Raw genomic sequence first — 22241 nt, 5'->3', positions numbered from 1 at the left:
AGATGTCCTTTCTCAGCAGAGAAGCCTCGGCTGGAGGAGGAAGGCGGGGAACAGAAAGCGGGCCGGGACTCCAAAGGAACCCCGGCCCGCGGTGCTGCTACTTGGTGAGTTTGATCTGGTTGAACACTTCGTCGTTGACCGGGCTCGCGGGGTAGGACTCCACGCGCTCGGCGAAGGCGAGCGAAGGTGCAGGGTGGGCCAGCGGTACGGCCGGGACAAACTGGGCGATGTCCTCGTTGATCTGCTCGTACAGCGGGGTCTGCTCCTCCAGGCTGCTCACCTGGCGGGCCTTTTCGAGGGCGGCAAAGATATCCGGATTGTTGAAGCCGAACTCGGGCTTCTCTCCGCCGAAGAACACGCCGACAAAGTTGTCGGTGTCGTTGTAGTCGCCGGTCCAGCCCAGGAGGTGGATGCCGTGGTCATCCGAGGCCTGAACGCGGTCCAGGTAGTCCGGGGACCACTTGTTCGGCTGCGGATTCACGGTGATGCCGACCTCTTCAAGCTGGGCGGTGATGTTGGTGTACACCTGCTCCGGGGTGGGCATGTACGGACGGGAGACGCCGGTCGGGTAATTGAAGTCGACAGCGAAGCCGTCCGGGTAGCCGGCCTCGGCCAGCAGTGCCTTGGCCTTTTCCGGATCGTATGCGTAATCGGTGACGTCGTCGTTGTAGCCGTTGACGACGTCGGGGATGAACTGGGATGCAACCTTGGTGCCTTCGGGCAGGGTCTGGTCAACCAGGGCCTGCTTGTCGATCGCGTGGGCGATGGCCTGGCGGACGAGCGGGTTTGCCAGTTCCTCCACCTTCTGGTTCATGCCCAGGTAAAGGATGGTGAACGGCTCGCGGGCGATCACGTTGTAGCCGGCGTCAGCCAGGGACTTCGTGTCGGCCGGTGCCACCAGGTCATAGCCGTCGATGGTTCCGGCTTCCAGGGACTGGCGCCGGGAGTTGGGATCGTCAATCACGCGGAAAATGATGTCCGTGACCTGGCCCTGCTCGCCCCAGTACTCGTCATAGGCGGAGAGGGTGATCTGGTTGCCGACTTCCCAGGCGTCAAACTTGAACGGGCCGGTGCCGGTGGGGTGGCCCATGGCGTATTCGCTCAGGGTCGGAGCCTCGGCAGTGCCGGAAGCCGCGTTGGCGTTGTGCGTTTCCATCGCCGTGGGGCTCTGCATGGAGAAGGCCGGCAGCGAGAGGGCAGCGATGAATCCGGCGAACGGCTTGGCCAGGGTCACCACGGCCTCGTTGTCGGCGGTCGCTTCACAGGACTTGTAAGTGGCGGTCTCCGGGGTATCGGCGAAGCCCTTGAACAGCTTGCCGTAGTAGTAGGCCAGGCTTTCAGCCTGCTGGATGCCGGTGAAGTTGTACCAGCGGTCGAAGTTCGCGCAGACGGCCTCGCCGTCGAAGGCGGTGCCGTCGTGGAAGGTCACTCCTTCTTCAAGCGCGAAGGTGTACGTCAGGGCATCCTCGGAGGTTTCCCAGGACTTGGCCAGCAGAGGCTGCGGGTCGGCGGTGCCGGGCTTGACGCCCACCAGGCCTTCGAAGATCTGGCGGCTGACGCGGAAGGACTCGCCGTCGGAGGCGAAAGCCGGGTCGAGTGACTTCGGGTCGGAAGAGGCCGCGAAGACAAACGTTCCGTCTACCTCGGAGGCGGTGCCGCCGTCGTCGGTGCCTTCCTCGCGCTCGCTCTGGGCGCAGCCGGAGAGGATCAGCGCACTGAGCGCTATTCCTGCAGTGATTGCGGCGGCGCGCCGCTTGGGGCGGGCACCGTTCATGGGTCGGCCAGCAAATGACATGGTTCTAACTCCTCTGGGGCGAGTGATACCCGTGCAAACGGCGGGTGCCGTGCGGTGCGTGTCATCCAACGTGTGTCGTGCGACACAAACATATGGACAGAGCCTAATGGGTGAGGAGGAATCTTCACGTATTTGCGCTCCCGGCGGTGCGGTCACAATTTGGTCACACAAAAGCGGACGCTCCCGCGTGGAGCGCCCGCTTTGGTGGAACCGGGTGTGCCGTGCACCTCCGGCGCTGGGACGGTGGATTACATGGGAGGCATCAGAACGGTATCCATCAGGTAAACCGTGGCGTTCTCGGTCATGACGCCGCCGCAGACAACCGCCGAATCGTTGACCATCATGGCGTCACCGGACCCGGTGACATCAACCTCGGCACCGTTCACGGTGGCGTACATGCCCGAGAGCTCGTCGGGTGTCATCTGGCCGGGCACTACGTGATAGGTGAGGATGCTGGAGAGCAGGTCCGGGTCGGTCTTGAGGGCTTCAAGGGTGGCCGGGTCCAGCTTGGCGAATGCATCATCGGTGGGCGCGAAGACGGTGAACTCCGAGCCGTTCAGGGTGTCCACAAGGTTCACCTCGGGGTTCAACTGGCCGGAGATCGCCGCGCTGAGCGTGGTGAGCATGGGGTTGTTCGACGCTGCGGTGGCAACCGGGTCCATCGCCATCCCTTCAACCGATCCGGCGCCTTCCGGGACCATTGCTGCATAGTCGGCGCAGCTGGCGCCCACCAGGTTTGCGGCGGGGTCGGCCGTGGATTCGCTGGCCGTGGCATCCGGGCTCATCGACTCGGAGGCCGAGGGGGACATGCTGGACTCGGAGGCCATGCCCGATTCGGAGCTTTCGGAGGAGGTGTCGGTGGAGTCGGTGCTGCAGGCTGCCAGGCCGAGCATGGAGACCGCTGCGATGCCGAGGATGGACATGTTCCGGCGGGTGGTGAGAGCCATGGTTTTCTCCTTCTGGTGGTTCCGTGTCAGGAACTCGGTTGGTCAGAACGCCTCTCGGTGCGAGGCTTCAGAAGGTCTTCGGCCCGGTTCCGCCACCGGATGGGTGGAGGGGTGGAGAAATTCTGGCGCAGGCCACAGCGCGGGGTGATTCGGTTGTGATCCGATTCCAGGCAAAAGAAAACACCCCGGTCCGAAGACCGGGGTGTTACCTATGTCGCGACTCATCCTGAATATCATCCATGGACGCCGTCTGTACTCATCACAAAAAGTGCGCGAGGAGGGACTTGAACCCACACGTCCGAAGACACTGGAACCTAAATCCAGCGCGTCTACCAATTCCGCCACTCGCGCTCAGGCATTCATGCTGTGCGCGGATCCGCGGCCAGGCATAAAACCAGCCTCCAGTGTACCCGAGGTTCAGGCCAGGTTCAGATCACGCTGCAGCTTGGCAACGTGGCCGGTTGCCCGGACGTTGTACTGGGCGAGGGAAACCATGCCCTCGGGGTCCACAACGACCGTGGAGCGGATGAGTCCCTCGTAGACCTTGCCGTAGTTTTTCTTTTCGCCCCAGGCGCCGTAGGCCTCGGCCACGGCATGGTCCGGGTCGGAGAGCAGCGGGAAGGTGAGGTGTTCGGCGGCGGCGAACTTCTCGAGCTTGCTGACGGGATCAGGGGAGATGCCGACGACGGCGTATCCGGCAGCCTGCAGGGTGTTCAGGTTGTCCCGGAAGTCGCACGCCTCGGTGGTGCAACCGGGAGTGGCAGCGGCGGGGTAGAAGTAGACAATCGTGCTTTTCCCGCGGAAGCCGGAAAGCGAAACAAGGGTAGAGTCCGTAGCTGGAAGCGTGAATTCCGGGGCCGGATCACCGGGGGACAGGCGGGGCATGAGGTCTCTCCTTGGTATCAATGCAGCATCTGGCGGCGTCACAGCGCGACAGCGCACAGACTTGGTGGCTATCCTAGTACGTGGTGGATTTGTAGGTTATCCGATCGGCCATCGAATCTTCACCCTGAAAGGAAGAGTTCTGTTTTATGCCCGATATGGAGCACTGGCCCACCGGTCGTCTGTTGTCGACGGCTGCACGCCTGGTTGAACACGCTTGGAACGAACGGCTTGTCCGGATTGGCGTGACACACGCGGGGGTGATCGCCCTCGGAGTGCTGGATTCCCAAGGACCGATGACGCAGGCGCATCTGGCGCAGATCGTCCGGGTCCAGGCGCAGACGATGGGCAAGACCCTCGCGCGACTTGAGTCTCACGGGCACGTCGTCCGGGTCCGTAACGACCTCGACCGACGCAGCCACATGGTTTCCATTACTCCGCTGGGTATTGAGGCCCTCCGCGAGGCGCAGGGGATTGAACGCACCCTGATCGACGGAGACGTGCTGATGTCCGAGGAGCTGCGCGGCCAGCTGCGCGGCCTCATCAGGGAACTTGGCAACCCCCGCTGGCAACTTGCGGTGGATGTGCCCGGCCTGCCGATTCCGGCCGTAGCGCCGGAAGAAATTGCCGCCGTTGCGGAGGCTCCGGGCGCAGAAGCCGCCAGTGAGTCTGCCCCCTCAACCGGAACTGCCTGACCCTAGGGGGACAGGTCGAAGGCACGTCCCCTGCGGGGGGGGCGTGCCTTTTTTATGGGGTTGGGTTTTGTGGGGTGGGGCCGGTCCGGCCTGGGTCAGGGCCTGGCCCAGGTACCATCCCTGACCAAGGGCATAAAAGAAGGGCGGCCCTGTCGGTTTTCACCGAGCGGGACCGCCCTTCCATTCTGTGCACCCCCCGGGACTTGAACCCGGAACCCTCTGATTAAGAGTCAGATGCTCTGCCAATTGAGCTAGAGGTGCATCTGATGCGGTGTCTTGGCGCCGGTGTAACCGGCGATTTGTCATCCGCAACGACAGACAACACTACCAGCCTTTTTGCCGCCCCGCGAACCGGTGGGCCCCCTACCGGGAAACTGGGATGCACCTCACATCCGGACCTCCGGCAGCTCCGCTGCGCCACTGGGGGGCGGGGCACGCCTGGCGGAGCGGTGCGCGCGGCAGTGGGTGCCGGTCGGGCCGTTCCAGGGCAAAAAAGAACCCCGCCTGACCGGATACTAATCCTGGTCGGACGGGGTAATTGTTGTGCACCCCCCGGGACTTGAACCCGGAACCCTCTGATTAAGAGTCAGATGCTCTGCCAATTGAGCTAGAGGTGCCTTTTGTTTTGTCGTGCAAATCGATGATTTCTGCTCGATTTGCTCTCCGCAACGACATGAAACATTACCAGTACTTCTTGGAAAAAGGAAAATCGGGGATCCCAGGGGTGTGCAGGCCGGCAGATAACCCGGTCTTCCTAGGAGCCCGGCGCCCGGCGTTCGTTCCGTTCCGGGCCGGGCCGGCTGCCGTTGCCTGGTGTGACCACTAGTTCCAGCGGGCTTCCATCCCAGTTCGAGCTGTTATCCACCACCCACGTCCTGGTGGGGAGTCCAGCTGATTCCTCCGCTTCGTTGGATTCCAGTGTTTCTGCGGGGCTGACCGCGTCCGCGGCGGCCACCACCGGAAGCGCACCGGTTACCGCCGCCTGGTCGGCCACTGCCCGTTCCACTGCGCGGTGCCGCAGGAGCCGCCGCAGCAGGGCGGCTGCTGCACCCAGGGCTGCCGCTGCACCCAGAGCGGCCGGGGAAGCCGGCGGAAAACGGTTCATGGACTGCCTTTCGAGCAGGCCGTGCACGCGGCACGGCATGTGCGGATGCACTCTCAGGAGAGGGGGCCCATATCGACGTTACGACTGGCGCCGCCACGGTGTCCAGAGGTGTGGGCTGGCTGCCTGCCGCCCGGGTACTAGGCTGTCTGCCATGACTGAGAATCTGCGCCTCGTCCGGACCCTGACGCTCCCCACCGAGGATCTCCTCGAAGCGGTGAGCCCGCTGCCGGAGGGCATCCGAGCCGGCGTGTGGGACCTGGTGGGGGAGCCGAAGGGGCTGGATTACGCAGAGATCGACGCCGTCGTCCTGCCCTATGCAACACGCGGGAGCTGGCAGCAGGGCCTGGAGCGGGTGCCGAACCTGGTGCTGCTCCAGGCCCAGTCCACCGGCTACGACGGACTGCCGGAGGTGGTGGGTTCCGGCGTCGCGATCGCCACCGCCGCGGGAGTCCACGTTGCCGGAACCGCCGAGCTCGCCGTGGCATTGATCCTTGCTTCACTGCGCGGTGTCGACGACGCCGTCCGCAATGCGGCCAACGGCGTCTGGGACAGCCGCCGTTACCCGGGACTGGCCGACCGGCGGGTCCTGCTGGTGGGCGTGGGCGGCATCGGCACCGCCATCGCCCAGCGGCTCGCGCCCTTCGAAGTGGAGCTGACCCGGGTGGGCAGCCGGGCCCGCACCGATGAAACCGGCCCGGTCCACGGCACCGATGAACTCGTGACGCTCGCCGCGGATGCCGAGGTGCTGGTCGTGATCACCCCGCTCAGCGAAGATACGCACCACCTCATTAACAGGGAAGTCCTGGCTGCCCTGCCGGACGGCGCACTGGTGGTGAACGTGGCGCGGGGCCCGGTCGTGGATACCGCTGCCCTGACCGACGAAGTTCTCTCCGGCCGGCTGCACGCGGCCTTGGACGTCGTCGACCCGGAGCCGCTGCCCGCCGGCCATCCGCTGTGGGGCGCCCCCAACGCGATCATTACCCCGCATGTGGGCGGCAACACCGAGGCTTTTGTGCCGCGCATCCACAAGCTGCTCAAGGAGCAGGTCGGCCGCCTCGCCCGCGGGGACGAACCGGTCAACCTGGTCCGCCGCGGTCCCTGGGCCTAAGCAAGCGGAGGTCGACGGCGGCGGAAGGCGCCGCCGTCGGCCCTCAGGGCCGTCAGGCCAGGGTCAGGAAGTGGTCAAGGAAGGACCCGAAGTCCTCCAGGTCGCCCGCCTGCTCAATGATCCGCTCATCGCCATCGGGCAGCGGCGCTGTGGCACCCACTTGGAAGCGGAAAATCCGTCCGGTATTGGTGCCCACCTCGAAGTCGCCGGCGTTTACCTCTTCAGTGTGCGAAAGGTTGGTGGAGTTCACCGCGGTGGGCGGCTCGAGTGCCGCCAGTGTTTCGGTATCAAAAGGTGCGAACACCAGCTCCGCGGGCCGCCAGCGGTAACCCACCACAAAGTACGCCGCCGCACCATCGCCGCCGGGCACGGCGCAGACCAGGTTGTAGTCGCCGTAATTGGGGATCTGCGATTCAAACACATGCCGAAGCACAGCCTTGAGATCCTCGCTGGAAGGCTGGCCGGGGAGTGCTGATGCCGAAGTCATATTCCCAGTCTATGAACACCCGCCCCCATCCGAGGAAGTCCGGCGCGGCAACGCCCTGGATGGACACACAGTTGTCATCCGCGCTTCACCCGCCGTAACAACAACCGCGTCCCGCCGTCATAAGCCCGGGCGGAGCCGGCAAAAGGTCCTAAGATCAAACCATGAGCATGGAGAACACCCCTGACATCAAGCCCCGAAGCCGAGTAGTCACCGACGGGATTCACGCTGCTCCCGCCCGCGGAATGTTCCGGGCGGTGGGAATGGGGGACGACGACTTCGCCAAGCCCCAGATCGGCGTGGCCAGTTCCTGGAACGAAATCACCCCCTGCAACCTCTCCCTGAACCGGTTGGCCCAGGGCGCCAAGGAAGGGGTCCACGCCGGCGGCGGGTTCCCCATGCAGTTCGGCACCATCTCCGTTTCCGACGGCATCTCCATGGGCCATGAGGGCATGCACTTCTCCCTCGTCTCCCGCGAGGTCATTGCCGATTCAGTGGAAACCGTGATGATGGCAGAGCGCCTGGACGGCTCCATCCTGCTGGCCGGCTGCGACAAATCCCTGCCCGGCATGCTGATGGCCGCGGCACGTCTGGACCTCGCCAGCGTCTTCCTGTACGCCGGCTCCATCATGCCCGGCTTCGCCAAGATGGAAGACGGCACCGAGCGCGAAGTCACGCTGATCGACGCCTTCGAAGCAGTCGGCGCCTGCGCCGCGGGAAAGATGAGCCTCAAGGACCTGGACACCATTGAGCGGGCCATCTGCCCGGGCGAAGGCGCCTGCGGCGGCATGTACACCGCCAACACCATGGCCTGCATCGGCGAGGCCCTGGGCATGTCCCTTCCCGGCTCCGCCGCGCCGCCCTCGGCCGACCGGCGCCGCGACGAATTCGCCCGGAAGTCCGGCGAAGCCGTGGTCAACCTGCTCCGCCTGGGCATCACCGCCCGCGACATCATGACCAAGAAGGCCTTCGAAAACGCCATTGCCGTCACCATGGCCTTCGGCGGCTCCACCAACGCCGTCCTGCACCTGCTGGCCATCGCCCGCGAGGCACACGTGGACCTGACGCTGGAGGACTTCAACCGCATCGGCGACAAGATCCCGCACCTGGGCGACCTGAAGCCGTTCGGCCGCTATGTCATGCACGACGTCGACAAGATCGGCGGCGTGCCAGTCATCATGAAGGCGCTGCTCGACGCCGGCCTGATTCACGGCGACTGCCTCACCGTCACCGGCAAGACCGTGGCCGAGAACCTGGCCAAGATCGACCCGCCGGACCCCGACGGCAAGGTGCTGCGCGCCATGAACAACCCCATCCACAAGACCGGCGGCATCACCATCCTGCACGGTTCCATGGCGCCGGAAGGTGCAGTGGTGAAGAGCGCAGGTTTCGACGCCGATGTCTTTGAGGGGACGGCCCGCGTATTCGAACGCGAGCAGGGCGCACTGGATGCCCTCGACGCCGGGGAAATCCACGCCGGCGACGTCGTCGTCATCCGCTACGAAGGGCCCAAGGGCGGCCCCGGCATGCGCGAAATGCTCGCAATCACCGGTGCCATCAAGGGAGCAGGCCTGGGCAAGGATGTCCTGCTGCTCACCGACGGCCGGTTCTCCGGCGGCACTACCGGCCTGTGCATCGGGCACGTGGCGCCGGAAGCGGTCGACGGCGGTCCGATCGCCTTCGTGAACGACGGCGACCGGATCCGCGTGGATATTGCCGCCCGCAGCTTCGACCTGCTGGTGGAGCCGGCCGAGCTGGAAGCCCGCAAGGAAGGCTGGAAGCCGCTGCCGGGCAAGTTCACCACCGGTGTCCTGGGCAAGTACACCAAACTGGTGAACTCCGCTTCGACGGGCGCCTACTGCGGCTGAAAACCCTCCCCGAGCAGCAGGCGCCGGAGCGCCTGCTGCTCGGGGCCCCTTAGGGTTTTCAACCTTATTGAGCCCTGCCGCCAAGTGTGGGCAGGGCGCCGATCAGGGAATGGTGGGCCGCCGGATGTAGCCGGGGGAGTCCAGAGGGTGGGACCCGATTGTCCAGATAGTGAGACGCTCGTCTCGCAGGATTGACACCCCGGCAGGGGGCGGGAAGGATGAACGGTATGCAGATCGTATCCGTCGTCCTTACCAAGCGCGTGGCCTAACCGCCGAGCTTGCAAGAACGTCACGCGCGAACCCCTACGGAGCCAACCGGCACGAGGGGTTTTTTTATTGGCTTCAGACAAAGCACAAAGCCGAACCCGGGCTGACCGCCCGGACGGCCGCCGCATCAGATCACATGAATGAGTATCCGTAAGGAAGTCTTTGATGAGTAAGGGATCGCCAATCAGCCCGTCGCTGATGGCTAACAAGGCCAGCGTTGCCGCCAAGGCAGCCGCAGCCAAGACGCGTGATGTTGCCTCCTCTTTGTCCGCCCCGTCCGAAGCCGTCGACAACCGGGTCCAGGGCCCCAATAACGTTGTTCCTCCCACCGAGATGACCGGTTCCAAGGCCATCGTCCGGGCCCTCGAGGAACTGGGCGTGGAAGACATTTTCGGCCTTCCGGGCGGTGCGATCCTGCCCACCTACGATCCGCTGATGGATTCCACCAAGATCCGGCACATCCTGGTCCGCCATGAGCAGGGCTCCGGCCACGCCGCCGAAGGCTACGCCATGGTCACCGGCAAGGCCGGCGTCTGCATTGCCACCTCCGGGCCCGGCGCCACGAACCTGGTCACAGCGATCGCCGATGCACACATGGATTCCGTGCCGATGGTCGCCATCACCGGACAGGTCTCCAGCGCCTTTATCGGCACGGACGCCTTCCAGGAAGCCGACATCGTGGGCATCACCATGCCCATCACCAAGCACTCCTACCTGGTCACCAACGCCGATGACATTCCCCGGGTGCTGGCCGAAGCCTTCCACATCGCCACCACCGGACGCCCCGGCCCGGTGCTGGTAGACATCTCCAAGGACGCCCAGCAGGCCAAGACCCACTTCTCCTGGCCGCCCAAGATCGACCTGCCCGGCTACCGCACCGTGGTTCGCGGCCACTCCAAGCAGGTCCGCGAAGCAGCCCGCCTGATCGCAGCCTCGCAGCGTCCGGTCTTCTATGTCGGCGGCGGAGTGCTGAAGGGAAACGCCTCGGCCGAACTGCTGGAACTGGCCGAACTGGTCGGAGCGCCGGTGGTCACCACCCTGCAGGCGCGCGGCGTCTTCCCCGACTCGCACCCGCAGCACGCCGGCATGCCCGGCATGCACGGCTCGGTTTCGGCCGTCACCGCGCTGCAGCAGTCAGACCTGCTCATCACCCTCGGCGCCCGCTTCGATGACCGCGTCACCGGCGTGCTGTCCTCCTTCGCACCCGGCGCCAAGGTCATCCACGCCGACATTGACCCCGCCGAAATCTCCAAGAACCGTCCGGCCGATGTGCCGATCGTGGGATCGGTCAAGGAGATCCTGCCCGAGCTCACCGACGCGGTCCGCGCGCAGTTCGACGTCGAACGCCCCGACATCGCCCCCTGGTGGGCCGTCATCGACCGGCTGCGCGAGACGTACCCGATCGGCTACAGCACCCCCGAGGACGGGCAGATCGCCCCGCAGAAGGTGATCGAGCGCATCGGCGCGCTCACCGGGCCCGACGGCGTGTACGTGGCAGGCGTGGGCCAGCACCAGATGTGGGCAGCGCAGTTCATCAAGTACGAGCGTCCCCGCGCCTGGCTGAACTCCGGCGGCCTGGGCACCATGGGCTACTCCGTGCCTGCGGCCATGGGCGCCAAGGTCGGCAACCCCGACCGCGTGGTCTGGGCGATCGACGGCGACGGCTGCTTCCAGATGACGAACCAGGAACTGGCCACCTGCGTGATCAACAAGATCCCGATCAAGGTCGCCATCATCAACAACTCCTCCCTGGGCATGGTGCGGCAGTGGCAGACACTCTTCTACGAGTCCCGCTACTCCAACACCGACCTGAACACCGGCCATGACACCGTCCGCGTCCCGGACTTCGTCAAGCTCGCCGACGCCTACGGCTGCGCCGGACTGCGCTGCGAACGCGACGAGGACATCGACGAGACCATCCGCCAGGCGCTGGCCATCAACGACCGGCCCGTCGTCATCGACTTCGTGGTCAGCCGGGATTCCATGGTGTGGCCGATGGTGCCCTCCGGCGTCTCCAATGACCTGATCCAGATTGCCCGCAATATGACCCCCAAATGGGAAGAGGAGGACTAGACATGGAACGCCACACTCTTTCCGTGCTGGTTGAAGACGTACCCGGTGTCCTGACCCGGGTTGCGTCCCTGTTTGCCCGCCGGGCATTCAACATCAATTCTTTGGCCGTCGGTCCCTCGGAGGTGCCGGGCCTGTCCCGCATCACCGTGGTGGTCGAGGCCGAGGGTGACCTCCTGGAACAGGTCACCAAGCAACTGAACAAGCTCATCAACGTCATCAAGATTGTTGAGCTGATTCCAGAGTCTTCCGTGCAACGCGACCACATCTTGGTCAAGGTTCGCGCGGATGCCGCAACCCGGCTGCAGGTAACCCAGGCAGCCGAGCTGTTCCGCTCTTCAGTGGTCGACGTGTCCACAGACTCGCTGATCGTTGAGGCCACAGGCACCGCCGATAAGCTCCGCGCGCTCCTCGCAGTGCTGGAGCCCTTTGGCATCCGCGAAATAGTTCAATCCGGAACGCTGGCCATCGGCCGCGGGGCCAAATCCATGGGCGACCGCGCCCTGCGCAGCGCCTGAGAACCGCGTTCCGTACCAACCTTCATCCAAGAAACTTCAGTAGGAGATACACAATGACTGACATGTATTACGACGACGACGCCGACCTGTCCATCATCCAGGGACGCACCGTCGCGGTCATCGGCTACGGAAGCCAGGGCCACGCCCACGCCCTCAGCCTGCGCGATTCCGGCGTCGACGTCCGCGTTGGCCTCAAGGAAGGCTCGAAGTCCCGCGCCAAGGCCGAAGCCGAAGGCCTGCGCGTCCTGAACGTCGCCGAGGCCGTCGCCGAAGCCGATCTCATCATGGTGCTGACCCCGGACCAGGTCCAGCGCTTCGTCTACGCCGAGGAAATCGCTCCGAACCTGCAGGCCGGCGACGCCCTGTTCTTCGGCCACGGCTTCAACATCCGCTACGGCTACATCCAGCCGCCGGCCGACGTCGACGTCGCCCTGGTTGCCCCCAAGGGGCCGGGCCACATCGTCCGCCGCGAATTCGAAGCAGGCCGCGGTGTTCCCGACCTGATCGCCGTGGAGCAGAACCCGTCCGGCAAGGCCAAGGAACTGGCACTGTCCTACGCCAAGGCCATCGGCGGAACCCGCGCCGGCGTCATCGAGACCACCTTCACCGAAGAGACCGAAACCGACCTCTTCGGCGAGCAGGCAGTCCTCTGCGGCGGTGCCTCACAGCTGATCCAGTACGGCTTCGAGACCCTGACCGAAGCCGGCTACAAGCCGGAGGTTGCGTACTTCGAGGTGCTGCACGAGCTCAAGCTGATCGTGGACCTGATGGTCGAGGGCGGCATCGCCAAGCAGCGCTGGAGCGTCTCCGACACTGCCGAATACGGCGACTACGTCTCCGGCCCGCGCGTACTCACGCCCGAGGTGAAGGACAACATGAAGGCCGTCCTGACGGACATCCAGAACGGCGCCTTCGCCAAGCGCTTCATCGACGACCAGGATGCCGGGGCGCCGGAATTCAAGGAACTGCGCAAGAAGGGCGAAGACCACCCGATCGAGGCCACGGGCCGCGAACTGCGTAAGCTCTTCTCCTGGATCAAGTCCGACGACGACTACACAGAGGGCTCCGTCTCCCGCTAGGGGGACGACCGGTGCTGCCGGTCACATGAGTTGGTAATACTAGACACGGATTGAGCGTGCCCAGTGTCGAAACGATAAGCTCGAATGAGCAAGCCGTTTCGGTAAAGAGGCCGGGCCCGGTGCAACGGGTCCGGCCTCTTTGCGCAGAAAAACGCTTCACCAAGATCCCCACCAGAAACCACCACAGCTAAAGAGGTCACCGGTGACAGCCACCAAGCCAGTCGTACTGATTGCGGAAGAACTATCCCCGGCTACGGTCGAGGCACTCGGCCCCGATTTCGAAATCCGGTCCACCAACGGAGCGGACCGGGCCCAGCTCCTCGCCGCCATCGCCGACGTGGACGCCATCCTGGTGCGCTCCGCCACACAGGTCGACGCCGAGGCAATCGCCGCAGCGAAGAAGCTCAAGGTCATTGCCCGGGCCGGCGTGGGCCTGGACAACGTGGACATCAAGGCCGCCACCCAGGCCGGTGTCATGGTGGTGAACGCCCCCACCTCCAACATCATCTCCGCCGCGGAACTGACCGTGGGCCACATCCTCTCACTGGCCCGGCACATCCCGCAGGCCAGCGCCGCGCTCAAGGGCGGCGAGTGGAAGCGCTCGAAGTACTCCGGCATTGAACTGTTCGAAAAGAAGATTGGCATCATCGGCCTGGGCCGCATCGGCGCCCTGGTCGCTGCCCGCCTGCAGGGCTTCGGCACAGAGATCCTCGCCTACGACCCGTACATCACCTCGGCCCGCGCGGCCCAGCTGAATGTGAAGCTGGTGACCCTGGACGAGCTGCTGGAGCAGGCAGACTTCGTCACCATCCACATGCCCAAGACCCCGGAAACCCTGGGCATGCTCGGCGCCGACGCGTTCGAGAAGATGAAGGACACCGCGTACGTGGTGAACGTGGCCCGTGGCGGTCTCGTGGACGAAGACGCGCTGTACACGGCACTGACCGAGGGCAAGATCGCCGGCGCCGGGGTGGACGTCTTCGTCAAGGAACCCTCCACCGACCTGCCGTTCCAGGCCCTGGACAACGTCATCGTCACCCCGCACCTGGGTGCCTCCACCGCCGAGGCGCAGGAAAAGGCCGGCGTCTCGGTGGCCAAGTCCGTTCGCCTGGCCCTGGCCGGTGAGCTGGTGCCCGACGCCGTGAACGTCGCCGGCGGCATCATCGCCGAGGACGTGCGCCCCGGCATCCCGCTGATCGAAAAGCTCGGCCGGATCTTCACCGCACTGGCGCACGACTCGGTCACCGCCATCGACATCGAAGTGGCCGGCGAAATCGCCGCCCTGGACGTCAAGGCCCTGGAGCTGGCAGCGCTGAAGGGCATCTTCACCGACATCGTCTCCGAGCAGGTCTCCTATGTGAACGCCCCGGTCCTGGCAGAGCAGCGCGGCATCGAGGTGCGCCTGCTCAAAACCGCCGAGGTGGTCGACTACCGCAACGTGCTGACCATCCGCGGTGCGCTGTCGGACGGGACCCAGCTGGAGGTCGCCGGCACGCTGACCGGACCAAAGCAGATCGAAAAGCTCGTGGGCGTGAACGGCTACGAGGTGGAAATCCCGATCAGCGAACACCTGCTGGTCCTGATCTACACCGACCGCCCCGGCGTCATCGGCGCCCTGGGCCGGATCCTGGGCGAAAAGGAAATCAACATCGCCGGCATGCAGGTGGCCCGCAATTCCGAGGGCGGCCAGGCACTGTCGCTGCTGACGGTCGATTCCTCCGTCCCGCAGGACGTACTGGAAACCCTGCGGACGGAAATCAGTGCCACAGTCGTCCGTGAGGTCGACCTGCAGAGCTAACCGCTGCTTCCGCATCAGGGGACCGGTCCGCTTCGGCGGGCCGGTCCCTTCCTTTTTGGCGTGCAGCCTCAGGCGGAGCCGGCAACAACGCCGCTGGAACAGTCCTGGATCACGGCCGCCCTGCTGCTGGCGGGCGTTTTCAGCTATTGGATGATGAGGCTGCGAATGCGCTGGTGAACGGGCTGGTCCTGGGCCTGACGGCGGTGCTGACCGTGGCGCGGGGATAACCGCCATAGGTGCACACTCGGCGCCGAAAGTGCACATAACGCGGGAAAGGACCCGCCCCCGGACCGCGAGAGTACACGTATGGCGACTATCAGCGGCCCGCACCCGCCATACCTGCGCTCTCGATGCTGCCGGCGCCCGGATACCCGCCGTAGCTGCACTCTCGGCCATCCGTGGCGCGGGGCTAACCGCCATAGGTGCACACTCGGCGCCGAGAGTGCACCTAACGCGGGAAAGGACCCGTCCCCGGACCGCGAGAGTACACGTATGGCGACTATCAGCGGCCCGCACCCGCCATACCTGCGCTCTCGATGCTGCCGGCGCCCGGATACCCGCCGTAGCTGCACTCTCGGCGCCGAGGGTGCACATAACGCGGGGATCGGTCCGTCCCCGGACCGCGAGAGTACACCTGTGGCGACCTTCAGTGGGCCGCAATTACTCCGGCGGCCTGCACGTCCACGAGGACATCGTTCCCGCCCACCACCGGCTCCGGCACGTCCGCTTCCTGCAGCGGACCCTTGTAGGTGGAGAATCGGAAGGCCATCATTTGGCAACACCGCGCCGCAGCGGAAGCGCAGTCAATCAGGGTGCGCCCTGTTGCCCTCGGCGCTGCCGGAACCGTCCGAAGCGACAAGCCCTGCCAAAACAGGGTAATTTTCTTATGTGACTTCTTCCGATTCCAAGACTCCGTTCTACATCACCACGGCCATCTCCTATCCCAACGGCGTGCCCCATATCGGCCACGCGTACGAGGCCATCGCCACTGATGCCATGGCACGCTTCAAGCGCCTGGACGGGTACGACGTCTTCTTCATGACGGGTACCGACGAGCACGGCCTGAAGATGCAGCAGTCCGCGGACAAGGAAGGCATCACTGCCAAGGAACTCGCGGACCGGAACTCTGCTGCCTTCCAACAGATGAGCCGGGACCTGAACATCTCCCACGACCGGTTCATCCGCACCACGGACAAGGACCACTACGCCGCCGCGCAGGCCATCTGGAAGCGGATGGAGGAGAAGGGTGACATCTACCTCTCCAAGTACGCCGGCTGGTACTCCGTCCGTGACGAGGCCTACTACTCCGAAGAAGAAACCGAGCTGCGTGAAGACGGCATCCGGTACTCCAAGGAGACGGAGACGGAACTGACCTGGACCGAAGAGGAAAGCTACTTCTTCCGCCTCTCCGCCTACCAGGACAAGCTGCTGGCCCTGTACGAGGCCCAGCCCGCCTTCGCCGCGCCGCAGTCCAAATTCAACGAGGTCATCAGCTTCGTCAAGGGCGGCCTGGAAGACCTCTCCATCTCCCGCACCACCTTCGACTGGGGTGTTCCGGTTCCGGGCAACTCCGAGCACGTTATGTACGTGTGGGTGGACGCGCTGACCAACTACCTCACCGGCGTCGGCTTCCCCGACACCGAGTCGGAGGCTTTCAAGAAGTACTGGCCGGCGGACGTGCATGTCATCGGCAAGGACATCTCGCGCTTCCACGCCATCTTCTGGCCCGCGTTCCTGATGTCCGCTGACCTTGAGCTGCCCAAGCGCGTCATGATCCACGGCTTCCTGCACAACAAGGGCGTCAAGATGTCCAAGTCGCTGGGCAACGTGGTGGCGCCCAAGGAATGGGCCGAGCAGTACGGGCTGGACTCGGTGCGGTTCTTCCTGCTGCGCGAGGTGCCTTTCGGCGGGGACGGTTCCTACAGCCACGAAGCAGTAGTGGGCCGGATGAACTCCGACCTGGCCAACAACCTGGGGAACCTGGCCCAGCGCTCGCTGTCCATGGTGGCGAAGAACTGCGGCGCCGCGGTGCCGCAGCCGGGGGAGTTCACCGCTGAGGACAAGGCGATCCTGGCCGCTGCCGGCGAGCTGCTGGAGATTTCCCGCAAGGCCTACGACGTCCAGGACTTCCACGGTGCGCTCGAAGCAACGTGGAAGGTCCTCGGGGATACGAACGCCTACTTCGCCGAGCAGGCACCCTGGGTGCTGCGGAAGACCGACGTCGAGCGCATGAACACGGTCCTGTACGTGACGCTGGAGGTGCTGCGGATCGTGGCCATCCTCATCCAGCCGGTCATGCCGGACAGCGCGGGCAAGCTGTTGACGGTGCTCGGCCAGGACGACGACGCCGCGCGGCAGTTCAGTGCGATCGCGACGCCGCTGGTGCCGGGCACGCCGCTGCCGGCTCCCGCTCCGATCTTCCCGAAGTACGAAGAGCCCGCGGAATAGCTACTGCCCGCTGGAACGACGAAAGCGCCCCTCTGAAGTTTCAGAGGGGCGCTTTTTGCGTACCGGAGCGTGCTGCGGCCGGGGGTTCCTTAGACCGAGATGCCGGTCAGGAAGCGTGCCGGCGCGGTCTCGGTCATCACCCGGGCCACGGTGTCCTGCTGCCGCCCGGCCATTTCCAGCATGTCCTTCAACCGGGGAACGTTGAACCGGTGGTCGTGGGCGGCAAGCGCCAGCAGGGTCCGCCACAGGCACTCCTTGGCCCGGACGATCGCCTGCAGGGATTCCAGCTCAAACTGCCCTGAGGTGCCGCCTCCGGTGCTCATCGGATTGATCGGACCCAGCCGCCCCGCAGCGGCACCCACCATGGACACTGCCTTCTTGAACTTGCTCCGCCGGTAGCCCAGCACCAGGATCAGCTGCTGCAGCTCGTCGCGTTCGTCCGAGATTTCCTTCTCCAGATCAGCGAAGGTCTGCTCATACTCGGAGCCTTCCCACGTGCGCCGGGCCGCACCGAAGAGACGCACTCCGGATTCGGCAGCCAGCAAATGGTCGTCCAGATACGCGGACAGTGACGCGTGCTCGGGTTTCCAGGCGGTTCCGGCGTCGGACATGGTTTGCTCCTTTAATCGGTACTGTCAGTCTGCTGAGTATCCTGTCAGATCCGCGCGGAGGCCGCGAGTTCCCTCAGCCGCTGATCGGCCCGGGAACCCGCGGCTGCCGGTTAGTCCGCCGCCAGCCCGGCCACCGGTGATAGCCGCGCGGCACGGCGGGCCGGCAGCACCGAAGCTGCCAGTCCGGCCAGGACGGCGACAGCGAGGACCGCGGCCAGCTGCAGCCAGGGAACAGCCACGGCTACGTCGGCAAAGGAACCGAGGGCGGACTTCGCGCCGAGCCAGCCGTAGCCGGCGCCGAGGACACAGCCCAGCAGGGCCGCAACACCGGCGATCAGCAGCGCCTCCAGGGCCAGCATGCCGCGCAGCTGCCCGCGTGTCAGCCCGAGAGCCCGCAGCAGGGACGATTCCCGGGTGCGTTCCAGCACCGACAGGGAGAGCGTATTGGCCACACCCACCAGGGCGATCATCACCGCCACCGCGAGCAGCCCGGTCACCACCATGAGCAGGACATCGATGACCTGTTCAAAGGCCATCCGTTCGATCACGGTGCCGGAGACCATGTATTCCTCCACGCCCAGCGCTTCGGCGAGTTCGGACTGCAGATCCTGCAGTTCGCCGTTGCTCAGTCCTTCCTGCACGGAGATCCATATCTGGGGCTGGAGATAGGCATCGCCGGCTGCCGGGACCCCGCCCAGGGCTGCGGCAGTTTCGGTACTGATCAGCGGCCGCATCTGGCCGCTGCCGCTGGCCACCACGTCCAGCTCAACGGTGGAAGCCGCGCCCTGGACGGTGACCGTGGAGGCGGTGGTGTTCTGCGGCATGAGGATCGTGCCCGGCGACAGCTTCAGGCTCTGGTCCTGCAGGACGGCTGCGGCGTCCGCGGGGTCCAGGGCGTATACGGCCTCCGCTGTGCCGTACATCTGCGTGGTTCCCACCACGGGCAGCAGGAAGGCTTCGGCTACGCCGTCCACGCCCCGCGCCGTCTGTGCGTCAGCGGCAGTCAGCGGCGTATCGCCCAGCACACCGCCGCGCACACTCACCTCCACGGGGAACTCCGCGGCCAGGACGCTGTCCAGCGAGGTCCGGGCGGTGGCAGCCCCTGTCATCATCATGGCCACGAGGGTCACGCCGATCAGCAGGGCCGAAGATGTTGCAGAAGTGCGCTGCGGGTTGCGCACCGCGTTGACGGCGGCGAGCTTGCCCGGTACGCCCAGCGGTGCAGCCAGGACGCCGACCGTGCGGACCAGGGACGGGACAAACAATGTGGCGCACATCAGGATGCCGACAAAGCTGAGCATGCCCCCGGGTACGGCAAAGAGCAGGTCGGAGATGACGGCGCCGTAACCGAGCAGCGCCCCGCCGCCCGCCAGCAACAGCAGCCCGATACCCAGCCGGACCCGGCCGCGCCGGGTGCCGGCACGGACGTCGTCGGCAGGGCGGAGGGCAGCCAGCGGAGCGACGGCGGTGGCAGAGCGCGCCGGAACCAGCGCCGACAGCAGTGTCAGCAGGACACCGATCACCAGGCCGGTGATGATGGCGGACGGGGCGACAGCCAGCGTGGCAAAACCGCTTTCCGGAATGCCCTTGAGATAGGCCACGATGGCCGCCACCAGGCCGATGGCTGCAGCCACCCCGGCGATCGAGGCGACAATCCCCACGAGGAGGGCTTCGGTAATGACGGAGCGCCGGATCTGCGAGCGGCTGGCTCCAATGCAGCGCAGCAGTGCCAGCTCCCGGGTCCGCTGGGCCACCAGCACCGAGAAGGTATTGGAGACCACGAGGGCGCAGACCAGGAGGGCCACGGCGGCGAAGGCCAAAAGGACCAGGGTCAGGGCGTCTTCGCCGCCGGTGAAACCTGCAACAACTTCATCCGTTTGCTCTGCCGAGGTGCGGACGGCGATGCCGTCCAGGCCGGCAGCAGTGAGGTCCTGCTCCAGCTCTGCGCGGACGCCGGAGGCAGATGAGCCGTCGGCAAGCGCCAGCTGGATGCTCGCGAAACCCCGGTCCGGGTCCGCGAACAGTGCTGCGGTTGCGGCCGAGGAGTAGAGCTGGGGCGTTCCCATCTGGGTGGGATCATTCGAGGCCGAGACGACGGCGCTGACCACCAGGTCAACGGTCCGGGAATCGGACGCTTCGTCGCCCGGCTGCACCGGGAGGATGGCGCCGATAGACAGACCGTGCCGGTCGGCGGTGGTCTGGTCCACCGCCACCTGGGTGTCGTTGGAGGGCAGCGTTCCCAGCGCCACGTCCACCGGCAGCAGTGCCGCCTCGTCAGGGGTGTTCGTCAGCATGGCGTACACCTTCTTCTTGCCGTCGTTGAAGGCGACAAAGGCCTGCTCCACCGGGTACACGGCGTCGACTCCTGCCGTGTTCCGCGCAGCGGCGGCGGCGTCGTCGCGCAGGACCACGCCGTCGTCGGTGAAGTATGGGGCCTCGCTGGTGAGGATCAGGTCGGCGTTGCGGAACCCTTCACCCACGCTTTCGGCCAGGGAAGCCTTCGAGGAGGAATTGATGACCAGGGTGGCGGTGAGGAATCCGACGGCGATCATCACGGCCAGGGAGACGGCGATGAAGCGGCGGGCATTCAGGCGCACCTGCGCCAGGGCTACCTGCAGCATGCTCAGGCTCCCAGTTTGGTCAGGGCGGCGAGCACGGTGTCCGGCGTCGGGTTGGCCAGTTCGCCCACCAGGGCGCCGTCGTTCATCAGGACAACGCGGTCTGCGTAGGAAGCGGCCACCGGGTCGTGGGTGACCATGATGATGCTCTGGCCCATTTCGCGGGTGGAGCGGCGCAGCAGGGAGAGCACTTCGGCGCCGGACTTCGAATCGAGGTTGCCGGTGGGTTCGTCGCCGAAGACCACGTGCGGGCGGGTGAGCAGGGCGCGGGCGACGGCGACGCGCTGCTGCTGGCCGCCGGAGAGCTCGTGGGGGCGGTGCTTGAGGCGGCCGGTGAGGCCCAAGATCTGCGTGATGGTGGACAGCCACTCGGCGTCCACCTTGCCGTTGGCCAGGGCAACGGGCAGCGTGATGTTCTGTTCAGCGGTGAGGGTGGGCACCAGGTTGAAGGACTGGAAGACGAAGCCCACGCTGTCCCGGCGCAGGCGGGTGAGCTCGGCGTCCTTCAGCGCGGTGATCTCGGTGTCGCCGATCCAGATGCGGCCCGAGTCAGCGGTGTCCAGGCCTGCCAGGCAATGCATGAGGGTGGACTTGCCGGACCCGGAGGGGCCCATGATGGCGGTGAAGGTGCCGGTCTCGAAGGTGACGTCGACGTTGGACAGGGCGTGGACGGCGGTGTCTCCGGAACCGTATGTCTTGTTCAGGGACCGGGCGGCCGCGGCAGCAGTGGTGCCGCCGGGCACGGGGGAGCGCTCAATAAGGGTTGTCATACCCCCTACGCTATTGGCCGGCCCGGAACCGCACATCGGATCAGGGGTGGGGAAACCCGGCGGCCGCTCTCATACCGTGGGCTGAGCCTTCCGTGCGCCTAACCCGCAGGCGGGAGCGGCCCGGCCAGCCGGTAGGACTCCAAAAGCAGCTCCTCGAGCTCGGCGGAGTCCACCCGGTCCAGCCGCACCAGGACCAGCTGCGGGGAGCGGTCGTGGTGCGGGGTCCAGTAATACGTGTCAGGGTCGGTGCCTGCGAGGGCCTCCCGTTCCGTGGTCTTCACGGTGAGGATGCCGTCCTCCCACATGCGCGCCATCAGGGCGCGGGCGAACCAGGCCGGCTGTTGCCAGCTCAGCCGTTCGGTCACCCCGGGCAGCGCCAGGCAAAAGGAACGGACGTCCGCTTCGCTGGACATGCGCACCTCCCGGGCTGGGCACTTCGGTGATTATGGAGCGACGATACCGGTCTCGTAGGCGATGACGACAGCCTGCACCCGGTCCCTGGCGCCGAGCTTGGCCAGGATATGGCCCACATGCGTCTTGACTGTGGCGTCGGAGAGGAACAAATGCGCGGCGATTTCAGGATTCGACAGGCCCTGCGCAATCAGCCCGAACACCTCGCGCTCGCGGGGGGTGAGGCGCTCGACGTCGGCGGCGTGCCGGCTGACCTCTGCGGTGGGCTCGCGCAGCAGGGGAGCCACATGGTCCAGCAGGCGGCGGGTGGTCGACGGTGCGATCACCGCATCACCGCGGTACACCGTCCGGATGGCCTCCAGCAGCTCCTCGGGGGGCGCGTCCTTGAGCAGGAAACCGCTGGCACCGGCCCGGATCGCCGACAGGGCGTACTCGTCCAGGTCGAAGGTGGTCAGGACCACCACTTTCAGGTCGACGTCGGTGGAACCCTTGGGCTGGGCAGCGGCGCGTTCCAGGAGCCGGGAGGTCGCTTCAATGCCGTCCATGCCGGGCATGCGGACGTCCATGAGGACGACGTCGGCGCGGACGGCTGCCAGTGCCTGCAGCGCCTCGCGGCCGTTGCCTGCCTCGGCCACCACCGTGAGGTCCGGCTGGGAATTGATCAGCATCTTGAAGCCGCCGCGGACCAGCTGCTGGTCATCGACCAGGGCCACCCGGATCGGGGCGGGTGTTTCGTCAGCGGGGTGGGGGGACAGGGTGCCGGTCAT

General features: G+C 65.7%; 19 protein-coding genes and 3 tRNA genes. 8 read left to right on the top strand and 14 right to left on the bottom strand.

Annotation, left to right across the window (positions count from 1 at the left end):
• Positions 1-97: 97 nt before the first annotated feature.
• From KKR91_RS11655 to bcp, 4 genes are all read right to left on the bottom strand, one after another.
• Positions 98-1795: an ABC transporter substrate-binding protein gene (locus KKR91_RS11655; protein ID WP_420481393.1), complete on the bottom strand. Its 1698-nt coding sequence runs from the start codon at positions 1793-1795 to the stop codon at positions 98-100.
• 248 nt (positions 1796-2043) lie between these two features.
• Positions 2044-2742, bottom strand: coding sequence for a fasciclin domain-containing protein (locus KKR91_RS11650; RefSeq protein ID WP_210231613.1), 699 nt, complete (start codon positions 2740-2742; stop codon positions 2044-2046).
• 269 nt (positions 2743-3011) lie between these two features.
• Positions 3012-3093 (bottom strand) — tRNA-Leu (locus KKR91_RS11645).
• A gap of 66 nt (positions 3094-3159) precedes the next feature.
• Positions 3160-3627, bottom strand: coding sequence for a thioredoxin-dependent thiol peroxidase (bcp, locus tag KKR91_RS11640; protein ID WP_210231614.1), 468 nt, complete (start codon positions 3625-3627; stop codon positions 3160-3162).
• Between the two features lie 146 nt (positions 3628-3773).
• Here bcp and KKR91_RS11635 point away from each other — a divergent pair, with 146 nt between their 5' ends.
• On the top strand, positions 3774-4319 hold the full coding sequence (locus tag KKR91_RS11635) for a MarR family winged helix-turn-helix transcriptional regulator (RefSeq protein WP_237688539.1): 546 nt from the start codon (positions 3774-3776) through the stop codon (positions 4317-4319).
• A 188-nt stretch (positions 4320-4507) separates the two neighbouring features.
• Here the strand turns inward: KKR91_RS11635 and KKR91_RS11630 are convergent.
• From KKR91_RS11630 to KKR91_RS11620, 3 genes are all read right to left on the bottom strand, one after another.
• A tRNA-Lys gene (locus KKR91_RS11630) sits at positions 4508-4580 on the bottom strand.
• A 283-nt stretch (positions 4581-4863) separates the two neighbouring features.
• Positions 4864-4936: transfer RNA gene (locus KKR91_RS11625), tRNA-Lys, on the bottom strand.
• Between the two features lie 137 nt (positions 4937-5073).
• The gene (locus tag KKR91_RS11620; RefSeq protein WP_210231615.1) at positions 5074-5424 is read right to left on the bottom strand and encodes a hypothetical protein; all 351 of its coding nucleotides are present in this window, start codon (positions 5422-5424) and stop codon (positions 5074-5076) included.
• Between the two features lie 151 nt (positions 5425-5575).
• Here KKR91_RS11620 and KKR91_RS11615 point away from each other — a divergent pair, with 151 nt between their 5' ends.
• Positions 5576-6532 carry a 2-hydroxyacid dehydrogenase gene (locus KKR91_RS11615; RefSeq protein ID WP_237687359.1) on the top strand — a complete coding sequence of 319 codons (957 nt, stop codon included), beginning with the start codon at positions 5576-5578 and terminating at the stop codon, positions 6530-6532.
• A 52-nt stretch (positions 6533-6584) separates the two neighbouring features.
• Here the strand turns inward: KKR91_RS11615 and KKR91_RS11610 are convergent, their stop codons facing one another.
• A complete protein-coding gene (locus tag KKR91_RS11610; protein ID WP_210231616.1) occupies positions 6585-7019 on the bottom strand; it encodes a hypothetical protein in 435 nt (144 codons plus the stop codon).
• A 161-nt stretch (positions 7020-7180) separates the two neighbouring features.
• Here KKR91_RS11610 and ilvD point away from each other — a divergent pair, with 161 nt between their 5' ends.
• The 5 genes from ilvD to serA all read left to right on the top strand — a co-directional run bounded on the left by ilvD (position 7181) and on the right by serA (position 14616).
• Positions 7181-8884, top strand: a complete 1704-nt coding sequence (ilvD, locus tag KKR91_RS11605; RefSeq protein ID WP_210231617.1) for a dihydroxy-acid dehydratase — start codon at positions 7181-7183, stop codon at positions 8882-8884.
• A gap of 432 nt (positions 8885-9316) precedes the next feature.
• Positions 9317-11224, top strand: coding sequence for an acetolactate synthase large subunit (locus KKR91_RS11600; protein ID WP_210231618.1), 1908 nt, complete (start codon positions 9317-9319; stop codon positions 11222-11224).
• Between the two features lie 2 nt (positions 11225-11226).
• Complete coding sequence (ilvN, locus tag KKR91_RS11595) at positions 11227-11739, top strand: acetolactate synthase small subunit (protein WP_210231619.1); 513 nt, start codon at positions 11227-11229, stop codon at positions 11737-11739.
• Positions 11740-11792: 53 nt separating this feature from the next.
• Positions 11793-12818 carry a ketol-acid reductoisomerase gene (gene ilvC / locus KKR91_RS11590; protein WP_210231620.1) on the top strand — a complete coding sequence of 342 codons (1026 nt, stop codon included), beginning with the start codon at positions 11793-11795 and terminating at the stop codon, positions 12816-12818.
• A gap of 202 nt (positions 12819-13020) precedes the next feature.
• Entirely contained in the window at positions 13021-14616 is a 1596-nt protein-coding gene (gene serA / locus KKR91_RS11585; protein ID WP_210231621.1) for a phosphoglycerate dehydrogenase, read from the top strand.
• A gap of 646 nt (positions 14617-15262) precedes the next feature.
• Here serA and KKR91_RS17050 read toward each other — a convergent pair.
• Positions 15263-15388 carry a hypothetical protein gene (locus tag KKR91_RS17050; RefSeq protein WP_337925336.1) on the bottom strand — a complete coding sequence of 42 codons (126 nt, stop codon included), beginning with the start codon at positions 15386-15388 and terminating at the stop codon, positions 15263-15265.
• Between the two features lie 116 nt (positions 15389-15504).
• Here KKR91_RS17050 and metG point away from each other — a divergent pair, with 116 nt between their 5' ends.
• The gene (gene metG, locus KKR91_RS11580; RefSeq protein WP_210231622.1) at positions 15505-17064 is read left to right on the top strand and encodes a methionine--tRNA ligase; all 1560 of its coding nucleotides are present in this window, start codon (positions 15505-15507) and stop codon (positions 17062-17064) included.
• Positions 17065-17153: 89 nt separating this feature from the next.
• Here the strand turns inward: metG and KKR91_RS11575 are convergent, their stop codons facing one another.
• The 5 genes from KKR91_RS11575 to KKR91_RS11555 form a co-directional block, all read right to left on the bottom strand.
• A complete protein-coding gene (locus KKR91_RS11575; protein ID WP_210231623.1) occupies positions 17154-17675 on the bottom strand; it encodes a hypothetical protein in 522 nt (173 codons plus the stop codon).
• 110 nt (positions 17676-17785) lie between these two features.
• Entirely contained in the window at positions 17786-20296 is a 2511-nt protein-coding gene (locus KKR91_RS11570; protein WP_210231624.1) for an ABC transporter permease, read from the bottom strand.
• A 2-nt stretch (positions 20297-20298) separates the two neighbouring features.
• Positions 20299-21063, bottom strand: coding sequence for an ABC transporter ATP-binding protein (locus tag KKR91_RS11565; RefSeq protein ID WP_210231625.1), 765 nt, complete (start codon positions 21061-21063; stop codon positions 20299-20301).
• Between the two features lie 98 nt (positions 21064-21161).
• Positions 21162-21476 (bottom strand): MmcQ/YjbR family DNA-binding protein, encoded by a 315-nt coding sequence (locus KKR91_RS11560; RefSeq protein WP_210231626.1) that lies wholly within the window; start codon positions 21474-21476, stop codon positions 21162-21164.
• Positions 21477-21506: 30 nt separating this feature from the next.
• Positions 21507-22241: a response regulator gene (locus KKR91_RS11555; protein WP_210231627.1), complete on the bottom strand. Its 735-nt coding sequence runs from the start codon at positions 22239-22241 to the stop codon at positions 21507-21509.

The organism is Arthrobacter jiangjiafuii, from assembly GCF_018622995.1.
Taxonomy (GTDB): Bacteria; Actinomycetota; Actinomycetes; order Actinomycetales; family Micrococcaceae; genus Arthrobacter_B; species Arthrobacter_B jiangjiafuii.
This window is presented reverse-complemented; position numbering and strand designations above follow the sequence as displayed.